The organism is Burkholderia sp. Bp9004 (genome assembly GCF_003858025.1).
In the GTDB taxonomy this organism is placed as follows: Bacteria; Pseudomonadota; Gammaproteobacteria; order Burkholderiales; family Burkholderiaceae; genus Burkholderia; species Burkholderia diffusa.
In genome coordinates this window covers 85,080-105,330 of the sequence record NZ_QTQD01000005.1, presented here as the reverse complement: position 1 = coordinate 105,330, position 20,251 = coordinate 85,080, and the positions used below count along the sequence as shown (strand labels likewise).

20 protein-coding genes and 3 pseudogenes are annotated in these 20,251 nt (G+C 67.7%); 6 read left to right on the top strand and 17 right to left on the bottom strand.

Translation table 11 applies throughout. From position 1 onward, the window contains the following. Positions 1-213: 213 nt before the first annotated feature. Positions 214-1,509, top strand: coding sequence for an MFS transporter (locus tag DIE08_RS08145; RefSeq protein WP_124901570.1), 1,296 nt, complete (start codon positions 214-216; stop codon positions 1,507-1,509). 54 nt (positions 1,510-1,563) lie between these two features. Then, positions 1,564-2,346, top strand: coding sequence for a substrate-binding domain-containing protein (locus DIE08_RS08140; RefSeq protein WP_124901569.1), 783 nt, complete (start codon positions 1,564-1,566; stop codon positions 2,344-2,346). 24 nt (positions 2,347-2,370) lie between these two features. On the opposite strand, the gene dctA is transcribed toward DIE08_RS08140, so the two are convergent. Together dctA and DIE08_RS08130 are read right to left on the bottom strand one after the other, a co-directional pair. Further along, the gene (gene dctA, locus DIE08_RS08135; RefSeq protein WP_124901568.1) at positions 2,371-3,693 is read right to left on the bottom strand and encodes a C4-dicarboxylate transporter DctA; all 1,323 of its coding nucleotides are present in this window, start codon (positions 3,691-3,693) and stop codon (positions 2,371-2,373) included. A 43-nt stretch (positions 3,694-3,736) separates the two neighbouring features. After that, the gene (locus DIE08_RS08130) at positions 3,737-4,660 is read right to left on the bottom strand and encodes a LysR family transcriptional regulator (RefSeq protein WP_059605973.1); all 924 of its coding nucleotides are present in this window, start codon (positions 4,658-4,660) and stop codon (positions 3,737-3,739) included. 539 nt (positions 4,661-5,199) lie between these two features. On the opposite strand from DIE08_RS08130, the pseudogene DIE08_RS08125 reads away from it, so the two are divergent. Beyond that, positions 5,200-5,625: pseudogene (locus tag DIE08_RS08125) on the top strand (UdgX family uracil-DNA binding protein); the annotation flags it as partial. Positions 5,626-5,698: 73 nt separating this feature from the next. On the opposite strand, the gene DIE08_RS35565 reads toward DIE08_RS08125, so the two are convergent. The 8 genes from DIE08_RS35565 to DIE08_RS08085 form a co-directional block, all read right to left on the bottom strand. Continuing rightward, entirely contained in the window at positions 5,699-5,962 is a 264-nt protein-coding gene (locus DIE08_RS35565; RefSeq protein WP_185715836.1) for a hypothetical protein, read from the bottom strand. Positions 5,963-5,964: 2 nt separating this feature from the next. Then, the gene (locus DIE08_RS08115; protein WP_124901567.1) at positions 5,965-6,576 is read right to left on the bottom strand and encodes a hypothetical protein; all 612 of its coding nucleotides are present in this window, start codon (positions 6,574-6,576) and stop codon (positions 5,965-5,967) included. A gap of 59 nt (positions 6,577-6,635) precedes the next feature. Then, on the bottom strand, positions 6,636-7,247 hold the full coding sequence (locus DIE08_RS08110) for a DUF4142 domain-containing protein (RefSeq protein ID WP_124901566.1): 612 nt from the start codon (positions 7,245-7,247) through the stop codon (positions 6,636-6,638). A 28-nt stretch (positions 7,248-7,275) separates the two neighbouring features. Next, complete coding sequence (locus DIE08_RS08105) at positions 7,276-8,133, bottom strand: SDR family oxidoreductase (RefSeq protein ID WP_124901565.1); 858 nt, start codon at positions 8,131-8,133, stop codon at positions 7,276-7,278. Positions 8,134-8,245: 112 nt separating this feature from the next. After that, complete coding sequence (locus DIE08_RS08100; protein WP_059605957.1) at positions 8,246-8,812, bottom strand: hypothetical protein; 567 nt, start codon at positions 8,810-8,812, stop codon at positions 8,246-8,248. Positions 8,813-8,879: 67 nt separating this feature from the next. Then, positions 8,880-9,179, bottom strand: coding sequence for a DUF2795 domain-containing protein (locus DIE08_RS08095; RefSeq protein ID WP_059605954.1), 300 nt, complete (start codon positions 9,177-9,179; stop codon positions 8,880-8,882). Between the two features lie 46 nt (positions 9,180-9,225). Next, positions 9,226-10,254, bottom strand: a complete 1,029-nt coding sequence (locus DIE08_RS08090; RefSeq protein ID WP_124901564.1) for an SDR family oxidoreductase — start codon at positions 10,252-10,254, stop codon at positions 9,226-9,228. A 27-nt stretch (positions 10,255-10,281) separates the two neighbouring features. After that, positions 10,282-10,689 carry a BON domain-containing protein gene (locus DIE08_RS08085; protein WP_124901563.1) on the bottom strand — a complete coding sequence of 136 codons (408 nt, stop codon included), beginning with the start codon at positions 10,687-10,689 and terminating at the stop codon, positions 10,282-10,284. A gap of 244 nt (positions 10,690-10,933) precedes the next feature. Here DIE08_RS08085 and DIE08_RS08080 point away from each other — a divergent pair. After that, positions 10,934-11,498, top strand: a pseudogene (locus DIE08_RS08080) (glycosyltransferase); the annotation flags it as partial. A gap of 181 nt (positions 11,499-11,679) precedes the next feature. On the opposite strand, the gene DIE08_RS08070 reads toward DIE08_RS08080, so the two are convergent. Then, positions 11,680-13,047: a sigma-54 dependent transcriptional regulator gene (locus tag DIE08_RS08070; protein ID WP_124625462.1), complete on the bottom strand. Its 1,368-nt coding sequence runs from the start codon at positions 13,045-13,047 to the stop codon at positions 11,680-11,682. A 350-nt stretch (positions 13,048-13,397) separates the two neighbouring features. Between DIE08_RS08070 and DIE08_RS08065 the strand changes: the two genes are divergently transcribed. Then, positions 13,398-14,462 (top strand): sigma-54-dependent Fis family transcriptional regulator, encoded by a 1,065-nt coding sequence (locus tag DIE08_RS08065; protein ID WP_124901562.1) that lies wholly within the window; start codon positions 13,398-13,400, stop codon positions 14,460-14,462. Positions 14,463-14,488: 26 nt separating this feature from the next. On the opposite strand, the gene DIE08_RS08060 is transcribed toward DIE08_RS08065, so the two are convergent. From DIE08_RS08060 to DIE08_RS08050, 3 genes and pseudogenes are all read right to left on the bottom strand, one after another. After that, a complete protein-coding gene (locus DIE08_RS08060) occupies positions 14,489-15,439 on the bottom strand; it encodes a glycosyltransferase (protein ID WP_124901561.1) in 951 nt (316 codons plus the stop codon). Beyond that, positions 15,429-15,557, bottom strand: a pseudogene (locus tag DIE08_RS36095) (LPS biosynthesis glycosyltransferase); the annotation flags it as partial. The gene DIE08_RS08060 and the pseudogene DIE08_RS36095, both read right to left, overlap by 11 nt. Positions 15,558-15,729: 172 nt before the next feature. After that, a complete protein-coding gene (locus DIE08_RS08050) occupies positions 15,730-16,095 on the bottom strand; it encodes a chemotaxis protein (RefSeq protein ID WP_124901560.1) in 366 nt (121 codons plus the stop codon). Between the two features lie 251 nt (positions 16,096-16,346). Between DIE08_RS08050 and DIE08_RS08045 the strand changes: the two genes are divergently transcribed. Continuing rightward, on the top strand, positions 16,347-17,936 hold the full coding sequence (locus DIE08_RS08045) for an ATP-binding protein (RefSeq protein WP_124901559.1): 1,590 nt from the start codon (positions 16,347-16,349) through the stop codon (positions 17,934-17,936). 4 nt (positions 17,937-17,940) lie between these two features. Here DIE08_RS08045 and DIE08_RS08040 read toward each other — a convergent pair whose 3' ends face one another. From DIE08_RS08040 to DIE08_RS08030, 3 genes are read right to left on the bottom strand one after another with little or no spacing between them, the layout of a single operon-like run. After that, complete coding sequence (locus tag DIE08_RS08040) at positions 17,941-18,273, bottom strand: four-helix bundle copper-binding protein (protein ID WP_124901558.1); 333 nt, start codon at positions 18,271-18,273, stop codon at positions 17,941-17,943. Between the two features lie 29 nt (positions 18,274-18,302). Next, entirely contained in the window at positions 18,303-18,485 is a 183-nt protein-coding gene (locus DIE08_RS08035; protein ID WP_124901557.1) for a hypothetical protein, read from the bottom strand. Positions 18,486-18,538: 53 nt separating this feature from the next. Further along, a complete protein-coding gene (locus DIE08_RS08030) occupies positions 18,539-20,074 on the bottom strand; it encodes an FAD-dependent oxidoreductase (RefSeq protein ID WP_124901556.1) in 1,536 nt (511 codons plus the stop codon). Between the last annotated feature and the right edge of the window lie 177 nt (positions 20,075-20,251).

Genomic DNA, 20,251 nt, shown 5'->3' with positions numbered 1-20,251 from the left:
TTGACGGATCCACGAGGCGTGCCGATCCTTTGAGGCCGGCGTCGTCGGTCGCCGGCCGTGCGCGACTGGGGAAGCGCGCTGCCCGATTGATAACCAAACGACATCAATCCTTCCGAAAATCGCACTTATCGTTTTCTCGTCTTCGGGTGAAGATTACCGAAACGACAATCGATCGCTCCCCGCGCATTTCCCGTATTCTCTGGAGACACCCTGATGCACCCCTCGCCCAGCCTTCCGACCGGACGTTCGAAGGCCGCCGCGGTATTCCGCGTGACGGCCGGCAACTTCCTCGAGCAGTTCGACTTCTTCCTGTTCGGCTTCTACGCCACCCAGATCTCCGCCGTGTTCTTTCCCGCCGCGAGCGAGTTCGCGTCGCTGATGATGACCTTCGCCGTCTTCGGCGCGGGCTTCCTGATGCGGCCGCTGGGCGCGATCGTGCTGGGTGCGTACATCGACGACGTCGGCCGCCGCAAGGGCCTGATCGTGACGCTGGCCATCATGGCAAGCGGCACGATCCTGATCGCGTTCGTGCCGGGCTACGCGACGATCGGCCTGCTCGCGCCCGCGCTCGTGCTGGTCGGGCGCTTGCTGCAGGGTTTTTCGGCAGGCGCCGAGCTCGGCGGCGTGTCGGTCTATCTCGCCGAGATGGCGACGCCTGGCCGCAAGGGCTTCTACACGAGCTGGCAGTCTGCCAGCCAGCAGGTCGCGATCGTCGTCGCGGCAGCCCTCGGCTTCGCGCTCAATCAATGGCTGAGCACGTCGGCCATCGCCGCGTGGGGCTGGCGCGTGCCGTTCTTCGTCGGCTGCATGATCGTGCCGTTCATTTTCATGCTGCGCCGCAACCTCGAGGAAACGCAGGCGTTCAAGGCCCGCAAGCATCGTCCGGGCATGAAGGAAGTGTTCGGTACGCTGGCGCGCAACTGGGGCGTCGTGGTCGCCGGCATGATGCTGGTCGCCATGACCACCACGAGCTTCTATCTCATCACCGTCTACGCGCCGACCTTCGGCAAGACGGTCCTGCACCTGAGCACGGCCGACAGCCTGCTCGTGACGCTGTGCGTCGGCGTGTCGAACTTCGTGTGGCTGCCGATCGGCGGCGCCCTGTCCGATCGCATCGGCCGCCGGCCGCTGCTCGTCGGCATGACGCTGCTCGCGATTGCGACGGCCTATCCCGCGCTGTCCCTGCTCGCGCATGCGCCATCGTTCGTCAACATGCTGCTCGTGCTGCTGTGGCTGTCGTTCATGTACGGGATCTACAACGGTGCGATGGTCGTCGCACTGACGGAAGTGATGCCCGTCGAGGTGCGCGTGGCAGGCTTCTCGCTCGCCTACAGCCTCGCAACGGCCGTGTTCGGCGGCTTTACGCCGGCCATCTCGACGGCACTCATTCACATGACCGGCGACAAGGCCGCCCCCGGTTACTGGATGAGCCTCGCCGCGGTGTGCGCGCTGCTCGCGACGTTCGCCCTGTATCGCCGGCGGACGGTCACGCTGACGCCGGCGCACTGAAGCCTCCTCATGCCGAACGACCTGTCCCGACTCCATACGGCCAAGACCACGACCATGAAAAACCTGCTCCTGAAACTCTGCGCCACAGCGCTCGTCGCCACCTCGGCGGTCACCGCGAACGTGCAGGCCGCCGACCTGCACGTGATGAGCTCGGGCGGCTTCACCGCCGCCTACAAACTGCTCGGCCCGCGGTTCGCGTCCCACACGGGCAACACACTCGATACCGCGCTCGGCCCGTCGATGGGCAAATCGCCTGAAGCGATTCCGAACCGGCTCGCGCGCGGCGAGCCGGCCGACGCCGTGATCATGGTTGGCTATGCGCTCGACGATCTGATCCGGCAAGGCAAGGTGATCGCCGGATCGCGCGTCGAGCTGGCCGATTCGCGCATCGGCATGGTCGTGCGCGACGGCGTGGCGAAACCCGACATCAGCACGGCCGAAGGCCTCAAGCAGGTTCTGCTGCATGCGAAGTCGATCGCCTACTCGGACAGCGCGAGCGGCGTCTACATCGAGCGGGAGTTGTTCAAGAAGCTCGGCATCGAGGACCAGGTGAAATCGAAGGCGACCATGGTCCCGCGAATCCCGGTCGCATCCGTGGTCGCGAACGGCGACTACGAGATCGGCTTTCAGCAGGTGAGCGAACTGCTGCCCGTGAAGGGCGCGACCTTCGTCGGGAAGATTCCCGAGTCGCTGCAGTCCGTCACGCGCTTCGCGGCCGGCATCCCCGTCGGCGCGCACCACCCGCAGGAAGCGAAGGCACTTCTCGACTATCTCGCGTCGCCCGACGTGCAGGCGGAAGTGAACTCGACCGGACTGGATTCCGTTTCCGCGCATTGAGCACCAACCACGGGAAGGTGCGCGTCAGACCGCCTTCCCGTCGGGCCCGGTGCCGGCATCGGATTCATCCGCGCCATTCGGGTCAGCCGGTTCGGTCGCATTCAGCATCCGCGCGAGCCGCGCACGATCGCACGCCCCTTCCCGCATCGAAACGAAGATCACCGCGCACGCGTTGCTGATCACGCTCGTCAGTGCACGCGCCTCGGACATGAAGCGATCGATGCCGACCAGAAGCGCGACGCCGGCAACCGGCAGGTCGGGCATCACGGCGAGCGTCGCGACGAGCGCGACGAGCCCGCTGCCGGACACGCCGGCCGCGCCCTTCGACGTCAGCAGCATGATGGCCAGCATCGCCGCGATCTGCGGCGCGGAAAGCGTCACATCACACGCCTGGGCGATGAACAATGCCGCGAGCGTCAGATAGATTGCGGTGCCGTCCAGGTTGAACGAGTAGCCGGCCGGCAGCACGAGCCCCACGACGCCCTTGTCGCAACCGAGCGACTCCAGCTTGACGATCAGCCGCGGCAATACCGGTTCCGTGGACGACGTCGCGAGGACGATCAGCAACTCCTCGCGGATGTAGCGCAACAGCCGCCACAACGCGAAACCGTGCAACCGCGCGAGCGGCGCGAGCACCAGCACGACGAACAGCCCGCAGGCCACGTAGAACGACACCATCAACCGTGCGAGCGAGCCGACCGAACCGATGCCGAAGCGGCCCACCGTGAAGGCCATTGCGCCGAATGCGCCGAGCGGGGCGAGCCGCATGATCATCGCGAGCACGCGAAAGACGATCTGCGCGACGCCGTCGATCAGCGCCAGCACGGGCCGCCCGGCCTGCGGATACGCGTTCAGCGAAAAACCGAACAGCAGCGACAGCAGCAGCACGGGCAGCACCTCGCCCTGCTGGAACGCGCCGAGCATCGTATCCGGGATCACGCTCAGCGCGAACGCGATGAGTCCGCGCGGTTGCGCATGCTGCGCGTATTGCGCCAGAACGCTCGCGTCGAGATGGCGCACGTCGACGTGCATGCCGGCGCCGGGCCGCAGCACGAACGCGGTGACGAGCCCGAATGCGAGCGCGGCGGCGGTCAGCAGGTAGAACAGCACCAGCGCGCGGACGATCGTGCGCCCGATAGCCTTCCCGTTCGTCAGCGACGTGATGCCGGAGACGATCGTGCAGAACACGATCGGCGCGATCATCATCCGCACGAGACCGACGAATGCGTCGCTGAGCGGCTTGAGCGACGCGCCTGCCGACGGCCAGAAGTGGCCGACGCTCACGCCGAGCGCCATCGCCAGCAGAACCTGCACGTAGAGCGAATGCAGCGGTCTTCCCAGCCTCACGGTGTGGTCTTCCTCGATGTTCCGGTCGTATTCGTCGCATGCATCACTTCGATGCATCGCTGTGTGGCGCACTGCCGCGTCTGGCGTCGACGATCGCCCGGTGAAACTCCTCCGCGGCCGGCGTCAGCGGGCGTCCACGCCGTTTCACGATGCCCACCCGGCGCTTGACCGCCGGTTCGACGAGGGGCACGCTCGTGAGCAGCGGATGGTCGTGTCCGGGCATCGCCATCGACGGCACCGCGGCAACGCCGAGCCCCGCCTCGACCAGCCCGAGCATGGTCGTCACGTGGCGCGTCTCGCACACGCTCGGCGCACGCGGCGCGACGCTCGTCAATGCCTGATCGAGCAACAAGCGATTGCCGGATGTCTTGTCCACGGACACATACTCGTACTCGTAAAGCTCGTTCCAGGTCACGCGCTTCTTGCGCGCGAGCGGATGATCGCGCCGGCACGCGGCAACGAATCGCTCCTGCAGCAGCAGCTTGAACTCGACCTCGGACTCCTGGCTGCCCATGAAGCTCACACCGAAGTCGGCCTCGCCGCTGATGACGGCACTCAGCACCTCGTTCGCGCTCGCATCCAGCAGCTTGACCCTGATGCGCGGAAAGCGGCGATGGTAGCTGGCGATCACGTTCGGCAGAAAGTAGTAGGCCACCGACGGCACGCACGCGATGGTCACGTGCCCGAGGCGGCTCGACGAGACGTCGCGGATGCCGAGCAGCGCGACGTCGAGATCGTCCAGCAGTTGCTCGGCGCTCGGCGCGAACACGCGGCCGACCGTCGTGAGCGTGACGCTTCGCGTCGTGCGCTCGAACAGACGCACGCCGAGCGCTTCCTCCAGCTTGTCGATCCGGCGACTCAACGCGGGCTGCGAAATGCTGATCGCCTCGGCGGCCTTCCGGAAGCTTCCCAGCTCCACCACCGCGCGAAACGCCTGCAAGTCGGTCAAATCGAAGTTGATTCCCACGGGCCTGGTCTCCGCATCTCTGATGCCGGGTATTTTGCACGATTCGGACATGCACACCCAGCCGGGAAATGCCCGGCTGCGACGCGCCAGCCGCGCCGCCGTATCGCATGCGGCGGGCGAATGCGCTCGGCACGCCGACGCCCGATGCCGTTTTACATGTGCCGTGTAAGGCGCCCGATCGGCCACGCCTGATCGTCCGCGGCCACTCGCCGTTTCCGGACAGGTGCGGCGTGAGCGGCACGGCCGCGCATCACGGCAGCACGTCGCCGGCGCCCGCATCGTCGTCGGGGTCGAATTGTATCGCGGCGCTCTCCAGTAACCGGATGCTGCCCTCAGCGCCAACTGCACACGCGTTTCAACTGCATGCGGCACGCCGGTTGCTGTACGAAGTGCACAGCGTCGATATGGGAACCGTCAATGCGCGCACTACCGATATTCCGACCCGGACAGGCTTTCGATCCGCTGGCCGCCCACCGGCGAGCGCGCCGTCGTGCGCACGCCGACGCGAGCCCGGCGCCGACGGGTGCAGGAAGCACCGCATGATGCGCGAAGCGTCCGCAAAGCGCTCGGCGCTCTCGCTCGTCGACGCCGACGATGCACCAGCCACGCTCGACGCCTGCCGCCGCTGCGGGCTGTGGGAACATGCGACGCAGCCAGTGCCCGGTGCGGGGCCTGCTGACGCGCGCATCATGCTGGTCGGCGAGCAGCCGGGCGATCAGGAAGACCGGAGGGGCATCCCGTTCGTCGGCGCGGCGGGCCGCATGCTCGACCGCGCGCTCGACGAAGCCGGGATCGAGCGCACGTCCGTCTATCTGACCAACGCGGTCAAGCACTTCAAATGGGAGCCGCGCGGCAAGCGTCGGCTGCACAAGACGCCCGCGCAGCGAGAGGTCGCCGCGTGCCGCTACTGGCTCGAACGCGAACTCGATGCGATCCGCCCGCGGGTGATTGTCGCGCTCGGCGCAGCGGGGGACGCCGAATGAGCGGCCCGCGCGGCAACGACGCGGCGCGGGAAACCACGACCGCCGCATCCACCGGTCAGCCGTGGTACCGACGGCTGTCGCAGCGACGCGATGCGGCCGGCCAGCCCGGCAGCGGCATCGCATAGAACATGTTCGGGTGGCTGGCGGTCCTGATGATGGCGGGATCGGTGATCGTGATGGCCGTGGACATGCTGACCTGATCGGAACGATGTGGTTGCGTCAGCAACCGTTCAACCGGGGAGGACCGGGACGGCAGAGCAACGATATCGGACAGCCGGGCGGCCGCGCAAGCAGCATGGCCCGGTTGCCCGATCGGCATGGTTACATCATCTTGCCGCGCGACTTTTCGGCACGCGCCGCATCGGCCGCCGACTCGACCTTCTTCACTTCCTCCGGCGGCGGGAGCACCGCCTTGAAGCCCATCGATTCGATCCACATCTCGCGCGCCCAGCCGCGAGTGTGATACAGGTGATGATCCTCGTCGGCCTCGACTTCATCGTGTGCAGCCTTCAGCGCCTTCGCCGCGTCGCCGTCGCGCAACTGGTCGGCCGCATAGCCGATCAGTTCCCAGTTCAGGTGATCCTTGGTTTCGGCCAGCACCACGCATTCGGCCGCGACGACCTGCGCGACCGCCGGCTCGGCCTGCTTCCTCGCCTGCTCGATCACCTGGACGAGCGACTTGCCGGTCGCCTCCACGGCGGCGCGGCCCGGCGACTTCGTATCCGGGTCGAGGCCGAGTGTTTCGAATACCTTGCGCAGCACGTCCTGGTGATGCATCGTTTCGCGGTGGTACTTCTCCCATTCCTTGTGCAGGTCCTCGTCGGTCGCGCACTGGAGCGCGGCCTCGTAGATCTTCGCGCCGCCAAGCTCGGTCTCGTATGCCTGGCAGAGCAGTTCGAGGATGCCTGCATGCTTCGATTGTCGTTGGGCCATGACTGCTTCTCCGAAAGAACGGGCCGCCCACGCGGCCCTGGGGTTGAAACGGACGCGCGTTACTGCGCGCCCACCTTGCGCTGGAGCGCCTCCGCCATGCTGAGGTGATGCCTGAGCGTCGGCAGCGTGGATGTCGCGAACGCACGCAGTTGCGCGTCCTTGCCGTCGCGCGCCTCTTCCTCGAACAGCGCAACCGCCTTTTTGTGCGCGTCCGGGCCGACCGCGGCAACATAGGCGGTGTCGAAGTCGTGCCCGCGCTTGCCGCGCAATGCCTCGACGTCCGGATCCGTGATCTGCTCGACCTGCGGTTTCATGCCCTTGCGCGCGGCAATCTCATTGAGCTTCATAGCGGCCTTGCCATGGTCGGCCACCATCCTCTTCGCGAACGCGCGCACGTCCGCGGACTGCGCCTGCTCCAGCGCGAGCTGGCTCGCCTGCACCTCGGCCTTGCCGGCCAGCGCGGCCTTGTCGACGAATTCCGCATCGACGCCCTGCGGTGCTTTCGCGATGCCCGGATCGCCCGCGCCGGCACCCGACGTCGGGTTGATCACGCCGCCCGGCACGTGCGAATTCGATGCGGGCGGCTCGCTCGGCATCTGTGCATGCGCGAATCCCGACACGGCGAGTACGCCCGCGGCGAGCGCCGCGATCGTCCAGTTGGGCTGTTTCATGCGCTTTCTCCTTGTGTGGGCAGAATCGTCACCCGCCGACGATCGAGCCGCCGTTCGGATGCAAGGTCTGTCCCGTCATGTAACTCGCGCCTTCGGACGCGAGCAGCACGTAGCAGCCGATCAGCTCGTCCGGCTGCCCCGGCCGCTTGAGCGGCACGTTCGCGCCGAACTTCGATACCTGTTCGGCGGTGAAGGTCGACGGAATCAGCGGCGTCCAGATCGGGCCGGGTGCGACGGCATTCACGCGAATGTCGCGCTCGGCCAGCTCGATCGACAGCGAGCGCGTGAACGCGACGATCGCGCCCTTGGTCGCCGAGTAGTCGGGCAGCTTCGAGCTGCCGTGATACGCGGTCACCGACGCGGTATTGACGATGCGCCCGCCCGCCTTCATGTGCGGCAGCGCGGCCTGCGTGCAGAACACCATTCCGTACAGGTTCGTGCGGAACGTGCCTTCGAGCTGTTCCTCGGTCACGTCCTCGATGCCCTGCTGCGGATGCTGTTCGCCCGCGTTGTTGACCAGCACGTCGAGGCGTCCCAACCGCTCGACCGTGAGCGCGACGGCGGCGCGTGCCTGCCGGCGGTCGCCGACGTCGCATGCGATCGCCTCGCAACGCCGGCCCGCCTGCTCGATCAGGCGCTTCGTGTGCGCGGCATCGTCCGATTCGTTCAGGTACACGATCGCGACATCCGCGCCCTCCTTCGCGAAACCGATCGCGACCGCGCGGCCGATCCCGCTGTCGCCGCCCGTCACGAGCGCGACCTTGCCGGCCAGCTTGCCGCTGCCGACGTAATCGGCCGCTTCGTCGCGCGGCTTCGGATGCATCTCCCGCTCGCGGCCCGGCTGTTGCGTCTGCGTCTGGGGCGGCGGTGTCCTGGCGATGGTCATGGGTTCCTCCTTGAACGGGTGTCGCGAATGCATCGCAAGCGGCGTGCCGTGTACCGCGCACCGGCCCGCGCGGCGGCACGCCGCGCTGCAGGCGCAGGCGAAAACGACTCGTTCAGCGCGGGCGGCCCTGCGTGGTGCCGTCCGGCCGGCGCACCGGATCGAAGTCGCGCCACTCGCCGTCGTGCCAGTCGCCTTCGACGCGCTCGATCGATTGCGCGCCGGTCGCACGCAGCACGTCTTCCGCGGCGGCTGCGTTCGTCGCCGTCACGCGTGCGGCCAGAATCACGCCGGTTTCGGTATGCGCAAGCGTGCCTTTGCCTTCGGCCTGCTCGCCGCGCATCCGCCCGAGCGCGCCGCCGAATGCGCCGAGATACGCACCGGCGAGCGCGCCGGCGGCCGGCACGAACCAGTAGTGCACGCCGAGCGCATAGACGATCAGCCCGACGATCGCGCCGATCAGCAGCCCGCGCAGCGCGCCGACCATCGCGCCGCGGCCACCCGGCTTCGCGGCCGTATCGGCATATACGTCGCCGCCGATCGGAAAGCGCGCGTGCTGGCCGCCCGGGTTCAGGAAGAAGATCGACACGTCGTCCGGGCCGAACGCGCGCTCGTAAAGGTGGCGCGCGCCACCTTCCGCTTCATGGAACGTCGTGAAGCGTCCTGCGACGATCATCGCCATGTTCATGCTCCTCGTGACCGTATGCTGCCGCACACGCGACGGCGTGCGCGACGCGACGTGGCGGCGCTCACATCAGCCGCCCGAGCTCCTTCGATACCGATGCCGGCGTGCCATATTCGCGATCGGGTATCTGCCTGAGCATGTCGATTACGCGCGGGTCGGCGTGCGAGCGCTCCGCGCACTGGACGACTTCCGACTTGCTCGCCGGATAGTCCATCCCCTTCAGCGCTTTCTGCACGTCGACCGGGCCCGGCGCCTTGCCGTGCCCCGTCTGGTGGCCGCCCTTGTCGTGGTCCTGCTGCGTGCGCTCGCCTTCGTGCGCGCGAGCGTGGCTGTATTCGTGGCCCGTATGTTGTCGGGATGACATGGAAACCTCCTTCGAATGAGAAACCGGGATACTGAAAGGAACGCGGTTACGTCGAGGCACGCCGCGCACGTGCCAGCGCTGCAACCACGAGCGCCGCGGCGCCGAGCGCGACCGCACCCGCGACCTTCGGCTGCTGCACCACCGCGTTGTACGCACAGCCGCGCAGCACGGGCCCTTCCATTCCTTCGCGCTCGTGCAGCGCATGGCGGGACTCGTACAGCGCGTTGTCGTCGCGCGGGCGTGCCGGTCGCACCGTGCGCTGGCCGCGCGAGAACAGCGTGGCCGCGACGCGATCGAACAGGCGCGGCGCGTGATAGGCACTGGCCGACGTCAGCTTCGCGGCGCCGCCGACGAACAGCGCGCGGCGCGGGTGCGCGGCGGCGAACAGGATCGCGTCGGCGACGAGGTCCGGGTCGTAAATCGGCGGCGGCAGCTTCGCCTCGACGTTCATGTAGTTCTTCGCGTGCATCACGAACATCGTGTCGATCGCGGCCGGTTTGATGAGCGTGACGGACACGGGCAAGTGATCCGACTCGATCTCGAGGCGCAGCGAATCGGTGAAGCCCTTCACCGCGTGCTTCGACGCCGCATACGCGCTTTGCAGCGGCACCGGCGCATCGGACGCCTCGCTGCCCATGTTGATGATCGCGCCGCCGTGGAAATCGCTCTTGCGCCGGAAATGGTCCGACGCGACGAGCGAGCCGTGCACGACGCCCCAGTAGTTGGTGTCGAACAGCCGGCGCTGATCCTCGAGCGGCACGGCCGCCGCCGTGCCGAAGATCGACACGCCTGCGTTGTTGACCCACGTATCGAAGCCGCCATAGGTATCGACCGCTTTCGCGGCCGCGCGTTGCAGGTCCTCGAGAATGCCGACGTCGCCGGCGACCGGCACCGCAAGGCCGCCGTGCTGACGGATTTCCTCGCACAGCGTGTTCAGCGCGGCCTCGTTGCGCGCGAACAGCACCAGCTTCGCCCCGCGCCGTGCCGCCTTGCGCGCGGTGACGAGGCCGATGCCGCTCGTGGCGCCCGTGATCACGATCGTCTGCTCGCCGACCGGTTTGAGCATGCAGTTCATCACTGGACTCCTTCTACGAGGCCGAAGTTATTTCGGGCGGATGGTCAACTGGTTGCGCACGTCCTGCACGCCGTCGATCTGCTTGACGACGCTGACGGCCTGCGTGCGCTGCTGTTCATCCGGCACGCTGCCGGTCAGCATCACGATGCCGTGGCGCGTCTTCACATGAATGTCGCCGGCCGACAGGCCGCTTGTGCCGACCAGCTCGGCTTTCGCCTTGGTCGTGATGGTCGCGTCGCGGATCTTCGTGCCGGTGCTCGAATGCGTCGACGACGACATGGATGACGATGCCGTGCCGTCGTCGCCTGCGGCGAACACGTTCGGCGCGACGGCGATACAGGCAGTGGCCGCGGCGATCGCGACCGCCATGCCGAGACGCTTCGCGGCACGACGGCGGAATCGCGGAGCGCGGGCTTGCAACGGGAATACCTTCATCGTGACCTCCTGTCGGGTGATGCCGGCATGGCCGGCGGGACATCCGGGTGGCGCAAATCGCGTGCCGCGCACAATACGCGGCGCGCACGCGCGACGCGCTGACCGGACGCCCTTTCATCCAACGCGTTGTAATTTTTTCGGCACGGGGGCGGGGCATGCGCCCAGCAAAGTGGCGGGTATGGTGATTGCCGAAGGAGGGCGCAACGGGGCTGGCCGGCGTGGCCCCGATCTCGGGAGCAGCACCATGCAAGGAATCGCGTTGATCGGTGAACATGCGTCGCCGCTGGGGGTGATCGGCAGCGTGGATGCGGGCGGGCAGAACATCTACGTCGCGAACGTCACGAAGCGCCGAGCGCGGCCTCGACGTCGACGTCTGCACGCGATGCGGCAATCCGCACCTGCTGGAAGTCGCGCGGATCGGTCCGCGCATGCGCGTGATCCACGTGCCGGTCGGGCCGCCCGCCGATATCCCGAAGGAACGGCTGCTGCCTTATATGGGCACGCTTGCGGACTACATGACGGCGCGCATGCGGCAGGAGCCCGCCCCGGTCGACGTGATGCACGCGAACTGCTTCGCGTCGGGCGAGGCCGCGCTACGCGTGAAGAAGCATCTCGGGATTCCGCTCGTCATGACGTTCCATGCGCTCGACCACGTACGCCGGCTGCATCAGGGTGTGACCGACGGTTTCCCCGACGAACGCTTCGCGATCGAGGACACGCTCGCGCGCCGCGCAGACTGGTTGATCGCGGAGTGCCCGCAGGATGCGCTCGACCGGACCACGCCCTACCGCGCCGATGCCGCGCGCATATGGTCCGCATGTTTCCACGCCAATGGCTCGAACGCGGCATCGCGCCCGCGTTCGCGAGCCTGCCGTGGATCCTGGGCGAGCGGCGCACGTTGCCGCCGCATGTCGAGCGCATGCGCCGCCGCCTCGACGAAGAAACGCGTCGCCGTGCGGGTGCGCGCGCATGAGCATGTCCGGCACGCTATCAGGAATCCGGTTTCTCCACTTCGTCTTCCAGTTGCGCGAGCCGGTTGTAGATCGTCTTCAGGCTGACGTCGAGCACCTCCGCCGCCTGCGCCTTCACGCCGCCGCATTGCGCGATCGTGCCGAGGATCAGCTTGCGGTCGACTTCCTCGAGCGGCGTGCCGAACGGTACCGTCACGCGCTCCTCGTCCGAGTCGACCATGTTCGACAGTTCTTCCATGATCGGCGGCGGCAGCGTGTCGATCACGTCCGCGTCGGTGAAGATGCTCGCGCGCTGCACGAAGTTGCGCAGCTCGCGCACGTTGCCGGGCCACGCGTAGGTCTTCAATGCTTCGCGCGCGGCCGGCGCGAAGCGCAGGTTGCGGCCGCTTTCCTCGTTGTAGCGCTGCAGGAACGCGTCGGCGAGCATCGGGATGTCCTCGCCGCGCTCTCTGAGCGACGGCAGCGGGATCGGAAACACGTTGATCCGGTGAAACAGGTCGGGCCGCAGCTTGCCGTCCGCCATCGCGGCTTCCGGATCGCGGTTGGTGGCCGCGACGATGCGCACGTCGACGTCGATCTCGCGTGTCGAGCCGAGCCGCGTGAGCCGCCCGGTTTCCAGCACGCGCAGCAGCTTGACCTGCGATTCGACCGGCATCTCGGTGATTTCGTCGAGGAACAGCGTGCCGCCGTCCGCGCGTTCGAAGAAGCCCTTGTGCTGCCGCTCGGCGCCGGTGAAGCTGCCGCGGTCGTGGCCGAACATCTCGCTCTCGACGAGGTTCGCCGCGATCGCGCCGCAGTTCACCGCGAGGAACGGGCCGCGGCGGCGCAGGCTCAAATCGTGAACCGTCTGCGCGGCGAGCTCCTTGCCCGTGCCCGACTCGCCGGTGAGCAGCACCGATGCTTCGGTGCGCGCGACGCGGCCGATCGCATCGTAGACGGCCTGCATCGCGGGCGAACTGCCGAGCATCCGGCCGAAGCGGCCGAGACGCTTCAGCTCGGAGCGCAATTCGGCGATTTCCTCGTGCAGCGCGGTGGTGCGCGGCACGCGCGCGAAGATGCTGTTCAGCCGCTGCATGTTGAGCGGTTTCACCAGATAGTCGGTCGCGCCGCGCCGCAACGCGTCGATCGCGGTTTCGAGACTTGCGTGACCGGTGGTCAGCACCATTTCGCAATGCGCGTGCTTGGGCAATGCGTCGAACAGATCCATCCCGTTGCCGTCCGGCAGCACGAGGTCGCACAACACGAGATCGGGGGTATGCGTCGAAACGAGCGTGCGCGCTTCTTCGAGCGTCGCGGCCGTGTCGCAGGCGAGTTGCTGCGCCTGGGCGAGCGTCGCGAGCATCATGCGCGTATCGGCATCGTCTTCGACGATCAGGACATAAGGCATCGAAGCTCCTTGTGATGCGGCCCCGGCGCCAAGCATCGGCCGAAACCGCGGCTGGCATGCAATGCGGGGCATGACGCCGGTACTTGGCATGCACGTCCGCACTGCACACGAATGAGCAGACTAGCTGTCCTGCCATGACAATCGAGTGCTTAGCAGTATAGAAGAAGCACGTCGCGCAATCGGCACTCATCGAATAAATCTATCCGCCGGCGGCGGTGGCATTGCCAGATTCAATCCGCCGATTTCGGCATAAAAGGTATGATCTCCACATGAAAAAACGACGCGCGTCGGTCATTTTTTCATCCAGTCTTCGACGGTTTCGGTCAATACTTCCCAACGCGATATCACTCATGTCGAAATCCGACGATGACGGCACGCGACTGTTCGGCCGCTCGCGAACGATTCAGAACTTGCTGCTGAAAGTTTCGCGCATCGCAAGCACACGCGTCAGCGTGCTGGTGGTCGGCGAGAGCGGCGCCGGCAAGGACATCGTCGCGCGGCTCATCCACGACATGAGCCCGCGCCGGCGCGGCCCGTTCGTGCCCGTCAATTGCGGTGCAATTCCGAAAGACATCGCGGAATCCCATTTGTTCGGACATGAGAAAGGCAGCTTCACCGGCGCCGTCGCACAACATGTGGGCATGTTCGAAGCCGCGCGCGGCGGGACGCTCTTTCTCGACGAAATCGCGGAAATGCCGGCGGAATTGCAGGTGAAATTGCTTCGCACGCTCGAGTCGAACACGATCATGCGCGTCGGCGGTCACGAAGCGGTTCCGCTCGATGTGCGGATCGTCGCGGCCACTCGTCACGATCCCGTGGAGGCCGTGCGCAGCGGTCGGCTACGCGAGGATCTCTTCTACCGGATCGCGACGATCGCGCTGCACGTGCCCGCGCTGCGGCAGCGCGAGGACGACGTCGGCGACATCGCGCTGCAGATCGTCGAACGGCTGAACGCGCGGCACCGCACGCGCAAGCGCCTGTCGATGCAGGCGATGAAGGCGCTGCGCGCGTATACGTGGCCCGGCAACGTGCGCGAGCTGCGCAACGCGCTGGAGCGTGCGTTCATCCTCGCGGACGAACAGATCGAACTGCAGTTGCCGCGTCGGCAACAGCCGCGAGAGGAAGTCCGACACAATGCGATGACGCTGCATATCGGCACGACGCTCGCGCATACGCAGCAGCGCTTCATCGTCGCGTCGCTGCGTCATTTCAACGGCGACAAGCCGCGCACCGCGAAGGCGCTCGGCATCAGCCTGAAGACGCTGTACAACCGCCTCGCGCTATTGCCCGAACACGAGCGCAATGCCGCGAGCGGCGCGCCAGCACCGGCGTCAGGCGCGAATGATGCAAGTGGTGCAAGTGGCGCCGGCGGCGCCGCGAGCGCGGGCGCGCCACCGAGCGCAACGAGCCCGTAAGCGCGCCGCCTCGGCGGCTGAACCGCTCACGACGCGACGTCGCGCAACGCGCTATCCCATTCACGCACGAACCGCTCGATCCCGAATCGCTCGCACGCATCGCGCTTCGCCGCCGCGCCCCACTCGCGCGCGAGGTCCGGATCGCGGATCAACATGCGCATCGCGTCGATCAATACGGCAGGTCGCGTATCGGCGACCCCGTTGCAGCCACTCTTCACGAGCTGTGCCATCTCCGTCGTTGCGAGCGCAACGATCGGCAGCCCGATCGTCATCGCCTCGATCACCGCGAGCTCGAGGCTCGCGTAGCGGATCGGATTGAAGAAGAAGCGGTAGTGCGACAGGAACTGCGGCAGCGCCGGGTTCGGCACCTCGCCGATGCCGCCGAGCTCGTTCGACCCAATGCCCACCAGATCGAGCGGCACGCTGTGACGCACGACCTCGAACAGGTCAGCACCGAGACACCGCCCGCGCCGCGCGATGTTGTTCACGACCGTCACGCCCTTCGGCAGCGTGCCCCGATACTCCACGCCGTCGGGAATCCGCACGCCATGCTCGATCACGCGCGTCGGCGTGACGCCGTTGTCCCACATCAGCGCGTTGAATGGCGTGACGTGCACCAGCAACACGTTCGGATCCTGAACCGGGTGCAGTGTGTCGGTCGGATGTTCGCGCGGCGGATCGTGTTCGACGAACAGCGCCGGCAACGCACGCTGCGCGTCGCTCAGGAGCCGCAACCGGTCGTGCGCATAGTGATTGTGATGCTGGTACAGCACGCAGTCGAACTCGGTGTCGCGCACGCACTCGACGCTCACCTCGTGCACGTTGTCGCCCCATGGCAGGTGCCCGGCCCGCCCCGCGTAGCCGGGCGGATGCTGCGGCTTCGTCACGATATGGAAATCGTGCGGCGCCTGCGACAGGTAATACAGATAGTTGCCATGCACGTGCCAGGTGAGCACGCGCAACCGCTTACGTGACATGACGTCTCTCCTCGGCGAGCAGTTCGCACGCCCGTTCCATCACGTCGTCGACACCGATCGCCGTCGCGCACGCGTGCCCGTACGGACACGTGTCGAACGTGCACTGCCGGCGCGAAGGGACGGCACGCCGACGTCAATATTCCGGTCGACGCCGTGATCCCCGCACCTCGCGCCCGATGCCCGCCGACGGGCGACGCTGATCGGCCACTCGTCGCCGCACGTCTCTTGCCGGGCGTCCCTATCTGCAACGGGATTGCAGTTTTTGCGCAGCCGGTCGTCCTGCTATGGCCCTATACGCCGCCCGTGCCGGGTTCCCCCGGCGCGTCCGGATCGTTGATGCCGCCGGGCTCGCTCAGCCGGTCCGTGCGATCCGGCTCGATGTCGGCGGCTTCCTCCAGCCCCGAATCGCCGTCCGCGGACGCGCGCTCGCCGGTGCCCGCGCGGTCCGTATCGCTGTCGAGGGCCGCGTCTCCGCGCTCCAGCGCGTGCTCGTCGAGCGGCGAATCGACGTCGAACGGATAGCGCCGCGCGCCCGCCGTATCGCTGCCGCTGTCGGACGAATCGCTCGGCCCCAGGGCGCGGCCGTCGCGGCCGCGCCGCGCGTTGTCGTCGTCCGGGCCGGCCGGTTCGTTGTCGGGGTTCAGTGTGCTGCTCATGTCGATGTCCTCGTGTAGCCGCAAAGCGCCGCGGCGGACCGCACAGAGATGCAATCGCCATGCCGCACCGCCGCCACCGGCAGGATTTCGCACCACGGGCGCCGCGCGGCACAGGCCGTGCGTCCCCATTGATCAGGTGAATTGACCTCCCTTATGCTTTCGGGGTGTCAATCCGATTTGAATGGCCGCCGCCGGCCCGGCCGGCTGCGGCGGGGCGGCGTTCCTCCGCCCGCATCCGACTTGCCGTTCCGATGAAGACAGACGACGCCATTTCCAATCCGCCCCCGCCGCTCGGACCCAACGATGCGCGCGATCTGCGGCACCGCTTCGCCGAGTTTCGCTTCGAAACCGTCGTCGGTGCGATTACCGACTACGCGGTGTTCATGCTCGACGCGCACGGCAACGTCGCGACGTGGAACGCGGGCGCCGAGCGCATCAAGGGCTATCGCACGGCCGAGATCGTCGGCCACCATTTCTCGCGTTTCTATCCGCCCGACGCGATCGCGGCCGGGCGGCCCGCATTCGGGCTCCGGGAAGCCGTCGCGCACGGCCACTTCGAGGACGAAGGCTGGCGCGTGCGCAAGGACGGGTCGCTGTTGTGGGCAAGCGTGACGATCACGGCGGTGCGCGACCATGCGGGCCAGCTCGCCGGCTTCATCAAGATCACGCGCGACATGACCGAGCGCAAGCGGCTGGCCGAGCTCGAAGTGTCAACGCACCGGCTCAGCGTGTTCATCGCGATGCTCGCGCACGAGTTGCGCAACCATCTCGCGCCGCTGCGCCATTCGGTCGGCGTGCTGCAGAGCCTGCCCGATCCGGCGCCCGAGCTCGCGCAATGCCGCGACGCCGTGCACCGTCAGGTCGGACACTTGACGCGACTGGTCGACGACCTGCTCGACGTCGGGCGCATCACCGCCGGCAAGGTCGAACTCGACGACGCGCCGGTGACCGTGCGCGACCTCGTCTGCCGCGGCGTGGAAAGCATCCAGCCGAAGCTGGCCGCGCGCGGGCAGCACATTCGCGTCGATCTGCCGGCCGATCCGCTGGTGGTGCGCGGCGACGCCACGCGGCTCGTGCAGGTGCTGCACAACCTGCTCGACAACGCGTCGAAATTCTCGCCGCAAGGCGGGCGCATCGACGTCGGCGCGCACGCCGAAGGGCCGATCGTCGCGATCCGCGTAACCGATCACGGCGTCGGCATCGCGCCTGGCTCGCTCGAATCGATCTTCGACCTGTTCGAACAGGAAGCCGTGCCGGGCCGGCGCCCGTCGGACGGCTTCGGGCTCGGCCTCGCGATCTGCCGGTCGTTCGTCGAGTTGCACGGCGGGATGATCGCCGCTGAGAGCAGCGGCCCCGGCCATGGCGCGACGTTCACGGTGCGGCTGCCGCTCGAGCATGCCACGCGCGCGACGTCGGGCGATGCGCCCGCACCGCGCACAACCGAACAACCGGCCCGTGCGCGGCTGCGCATCCTCATCGTCGACGACAACCGCGACTCCGCCGACACGCTCGCCGTGCTGCTGCAGGTCAAGGGCCACGCGCCGCGCGTCGCGTACAACGCGGACGACGCGCTGGCGCTCGCGGGCGACCTCGTTCCGCACCTGATGCTCGTCGACCTGTCGATGCCCGACGTCGACGGATTCACGCTGCTGCACCAACTGCGCGCGATCGACGCACTGGCCGGCATGACCTGCGTCGCGCTGTCCGGCCATGGGAGCCCGGCCGACTTCGCGCGCACCGCGAGCGCGGGCTTCGACGATCACCTCGTCAAGCCCGTCGAGATGGCGGTGCTCGACGCGCTGCTGCAGCGCGTCGCCCGCCAGGTTCGCGACGCGCGCTGATCGCTCAGGTCATCGCGCGGCACATCGCGGCGCAGGTGTCGCATGCCAGCGCGCAGCGGCGGCAGTGGTCCTGCGCGTGCTGCAGGCATTCGGCCGCGCACAGCTCGCACGCATGTGAGCAAAGCGCGCATATCTGAGGCGCGAGCGCGCTGCCGCGCGCCATCGCGCCCGATGCAAGGCGGCACAGCTGCGCGCACTCGATGTCGAGCGCGATGCAGCCTGCCAGGGTGTGCGATTCCGGTTCCGCCAGGCACCCCGCGATACATGCGTCGCACGCATGCGCACACGCGTCGCACGCGGCCATGCAGTTGTCGTAGCGATCGTCGATCTGGTTCATCACAGCCCTCCTCGTTCCGGTTCGCATCGTCATGGCGTCGGTTTCACCTTCATCCAGCCCGGCTCGTGCACGTCGAACGCGCGATACGCGTCGATCACGTTCGGGAACCGCGTCGCGAACACCTCGATGGAGCAGCCGAAGTCGCGGTTTATCTGCTCATGTCCGGTTCGGCCATCTCCGCGCATGTCGCGACGATGCAACGACCGTTGCATACGCGACATCTTGACCGGAGCGTGCACCGCTCAACGCACAGTCGGCAGCCTGCTCACGCGTGCGTCGCGCCTTGCTGCTCGAGCGCCGCTTCCGCGCGCAGGCAGTCGAGATCGCGGCCGATCGTCGCGACCGCGAGCCGCTTGTCGCCGCGCCAGTACGTCACCGAACCGTCGTGCGCGCGCAGATCGCCGTCGATCTCGACGCGATCCCATTGCTCCGCGTGGCCGACATAGCGTACTGTCAGGTCGTAGTGCTGGCTCCAGAAGAACGGCACCGCGTCGAACGGCTGCTGCCGGCCGAGCATGTTGCGCGCCGCGGCGATTCCCTGTCGCTCCGCGACGACCCAATGCTCGACGCGAATGCGTTCGCCCGTCAGCGGATCGGGCCAGCGCGCGATGTCGCCGGCCGCGTAGATGTCCGGTGCGCTCGTCTTCAGGAAACGGTCGACCGTCACGCCGCGATCGACGAGCAACCCCGCGTCTTGCGCGAGCGCGACGTTCGGATGCACGCCGATGCCGACCAGCACGACGTCCGCCGGCAGCACATCGCCGTTCGACAGCGTTACGTGATCCTGCGCGATCTGCGTGGGCGTCGCGCCGAGATGGAACGCCACGCCGTGCGACTCGTGCAGCGCGCGGATCGTGTCGCCGAGCGCGTCGCCGAGCACGCGCGCCATCGGCCGTGCATCGGGCGCGACCACCGCTACGTCGAGCCCGCGCGTGCGCAGCGCGGCGGCCGCTTCGAGGCCGATGAAGCTCGCGCCGACCACGACGCAGCGACGCGCAGCCTTCAGCTTGCCGATCAGCGCATCGCAATCGGCGCGCGAGCGCAGCACGCACACGTGCGGAAGATCGGCGCCCGGTACGGTCAGGCGGTTCGGCTCGGCGCCGGTGGCAAGCAGCAGCGCGCCGTAGTCGACACGGCTGCCGTCCGCGAGCTCGACCGCGCGTTGCGCGGGGTCGATCCGCGCGACGCGCGTGCCGCAGCGCACGTCGATGCGCTGGTCCGTATAGAACGACGCCCCGCGCAGCGGCAGCCAGTCGGCTTCGGCCGTGCCGGCCAGATAGTCCTTCGACAGGTTCGGTCGATCGTACGGCGGCTCGCTGTCCGCGCTCAGCAGCGTGATCGCGTGCGGGTAGCCTTCCTGCCGCAGCGTCACGGCCGCCGCGATAGCGGCCGCGCCACCGCCGACGATCACCACCGATTCGGGCAATCCGGCCGCGTTCGACACGGGCGGCGACGCGGCAGGCTGCTCGTCGAGCACGACCGCCCGGCCGTCTCGACGTTCGACGCGCCAGCACGTCAGGCCGTCGAGCGCCGGCGCGCGCAGCCGTTCGCCGGTGCGCAGGCAGAACGCCGCGTGATGCCACGGGCAGCGAATCGTATCGCCGACCAGCAGCCCTTCGGCCAGCGGTGCGCCGTAGTGAGGGCATTGCGCGCCCACGGCAAACAGCGCGTCGGCGCGGCGCACCAGCAGCACCGTGGCGTCGCCGACCTGACCCTCGATCATCGCGCCGTCGGCGATGTCATCGAGCGAAATGCCCCGCGCAAGATCGGGGCGTGAAGACGATGCGTCGCTTCCGGACATGGCGCGGCTCCCGGCTAAGGTAACGATCCCATTATCGGCGTCCTTCCTGAAAAGAGCAGGTACGGACGACCCCGCAGCGCACGCAAACGCGGTTCATGGTTCGTATGCGATCCGCGACCGGCATGGAACGTCCGCGACGTTGCGGCGCAACACGCTGGATACGCGTGCGCGGGTGTC

Coding starts and splice junctions, on each gene's coding strand:
- DIE08_RS08105 (WP_124901565.1), bottom strand. CDS start 8,133: ATGACCATCGCCAGGACACCGCCGCCCCAGACGCAGACGCAACAGCCG.
- DIE08_RS08140 (WP_124901569.1), top strand. CDS start 1,564: ATGAAAAACCTGCTCCTGAAACTCTGCGCCACAGCGCTCGTCGCCACC.
- DIE08_RS08090 (WP_124901564.1), bottom strand. CDS start 10,254: ATGAACTGCATGCTCAAACCGGTCGGCGAGCAGACGATCGTGATCACG.
- DIE08_RS08115 (WP_124901567.1), bottom strand. CDS start 6,576: ATGGCCCAACGACAATCGAAGCATGCAGGCATCCTCGAACTGCTCTGC.
- DIE08_RS08110 (WP_124901566.1), bottom strand. CDS start 7,247: ATGAAACAGCCCAACTGGACGATCGCGGCGCTCGCCGCGGGCGTACTC.
- DIE08_RS35565 (WP_185715836.1), bottom strand. CDS start 5,962: ATGCCGATCGGGCAACCGGGCCATGCTGCTTGCGCGGCCGCCCGGCTG.
- DIE08_RS08085 (WP_124901563.1), bottom strand. CDS start 10,689: ATGAAGGTATTCCCGTTGCAAGCCCGCGCTCCGCGATTCCGCCGTCGT.
- DIE08_RS08065 (WP_124901562.1), top strand. CDS start 13,398: ATGTCGAAATCCGACGATGACGGCACGCGACTGTTCGGCCGCTCGCGA.
- DIE08_RS08070 (WP_124625462.1), bottom strand. CDS start 13,047: ATGCCTTATGTCCTGATCGTCGAAGACGATGCCGATACGCGCATGATG.
- DIE08_RS08100 (WP_059605957.1), bottom strand. CDS start 8,812: ATGGCGATGATCGTCGCAGGACGCTTCACGACGTTCCATGAAGCGGAA.
- DIE08_RS08095 (WP_059605954.1), bottom strand. CDS start 9,179: ATGTCATCCCGACAACATACGGGCCACGAATACAGCCACGCTCGCGCG.
- DIE08_RS08060 (WP_124901561.1), bottom strand. CDS start 15,439: ATGTCACGTAAGCGGTTGCGCGTGCTCACCTGGCACGTGCATGGCAAC.
- DIE08_RS08040 (WP_124901558.1), bottom strand. CDS start 18,273: ATGAACCAGATCGACGATCGCTACGACAACTGCATGGCCGCGTGCGAC.
- DIE08_RS08035 (WP_124901557.1), bottom strand. CDS start 18,485: ATGCAACGGTCGTTGCATCGTCGCGACATGCGCGGAGATGGCCGAACC.
- DIE08_RS08145 (WP_124901570.1), top strand. CDS start 214: ATGCACCCCTCGCCCAGCCTTCCGACCGGACGTTCGAAGGCCGCCGCG.
- DIE08_RS08050 (WP_124901560.1), bottom strand. CDS start 16,095: ATGAGCAGCACACTGAACCCCGACAACGAACCGGCCGGCCCGGACGAC.
- DIE08_RS08045 (WP_124901559.1), top strand. CDS start 16,347: ATGAAGACAGACGACGCCATTTCCAATCCGCCCCCGCCGCTCGGACCC.
- DIE08_RS08030 (WP_124901556.1), bottom strand. CDS start 20,074: ATGTCCGGAAGCGACGCATCGTCTTCACGCCCCGATCTTGCGCGGGGC.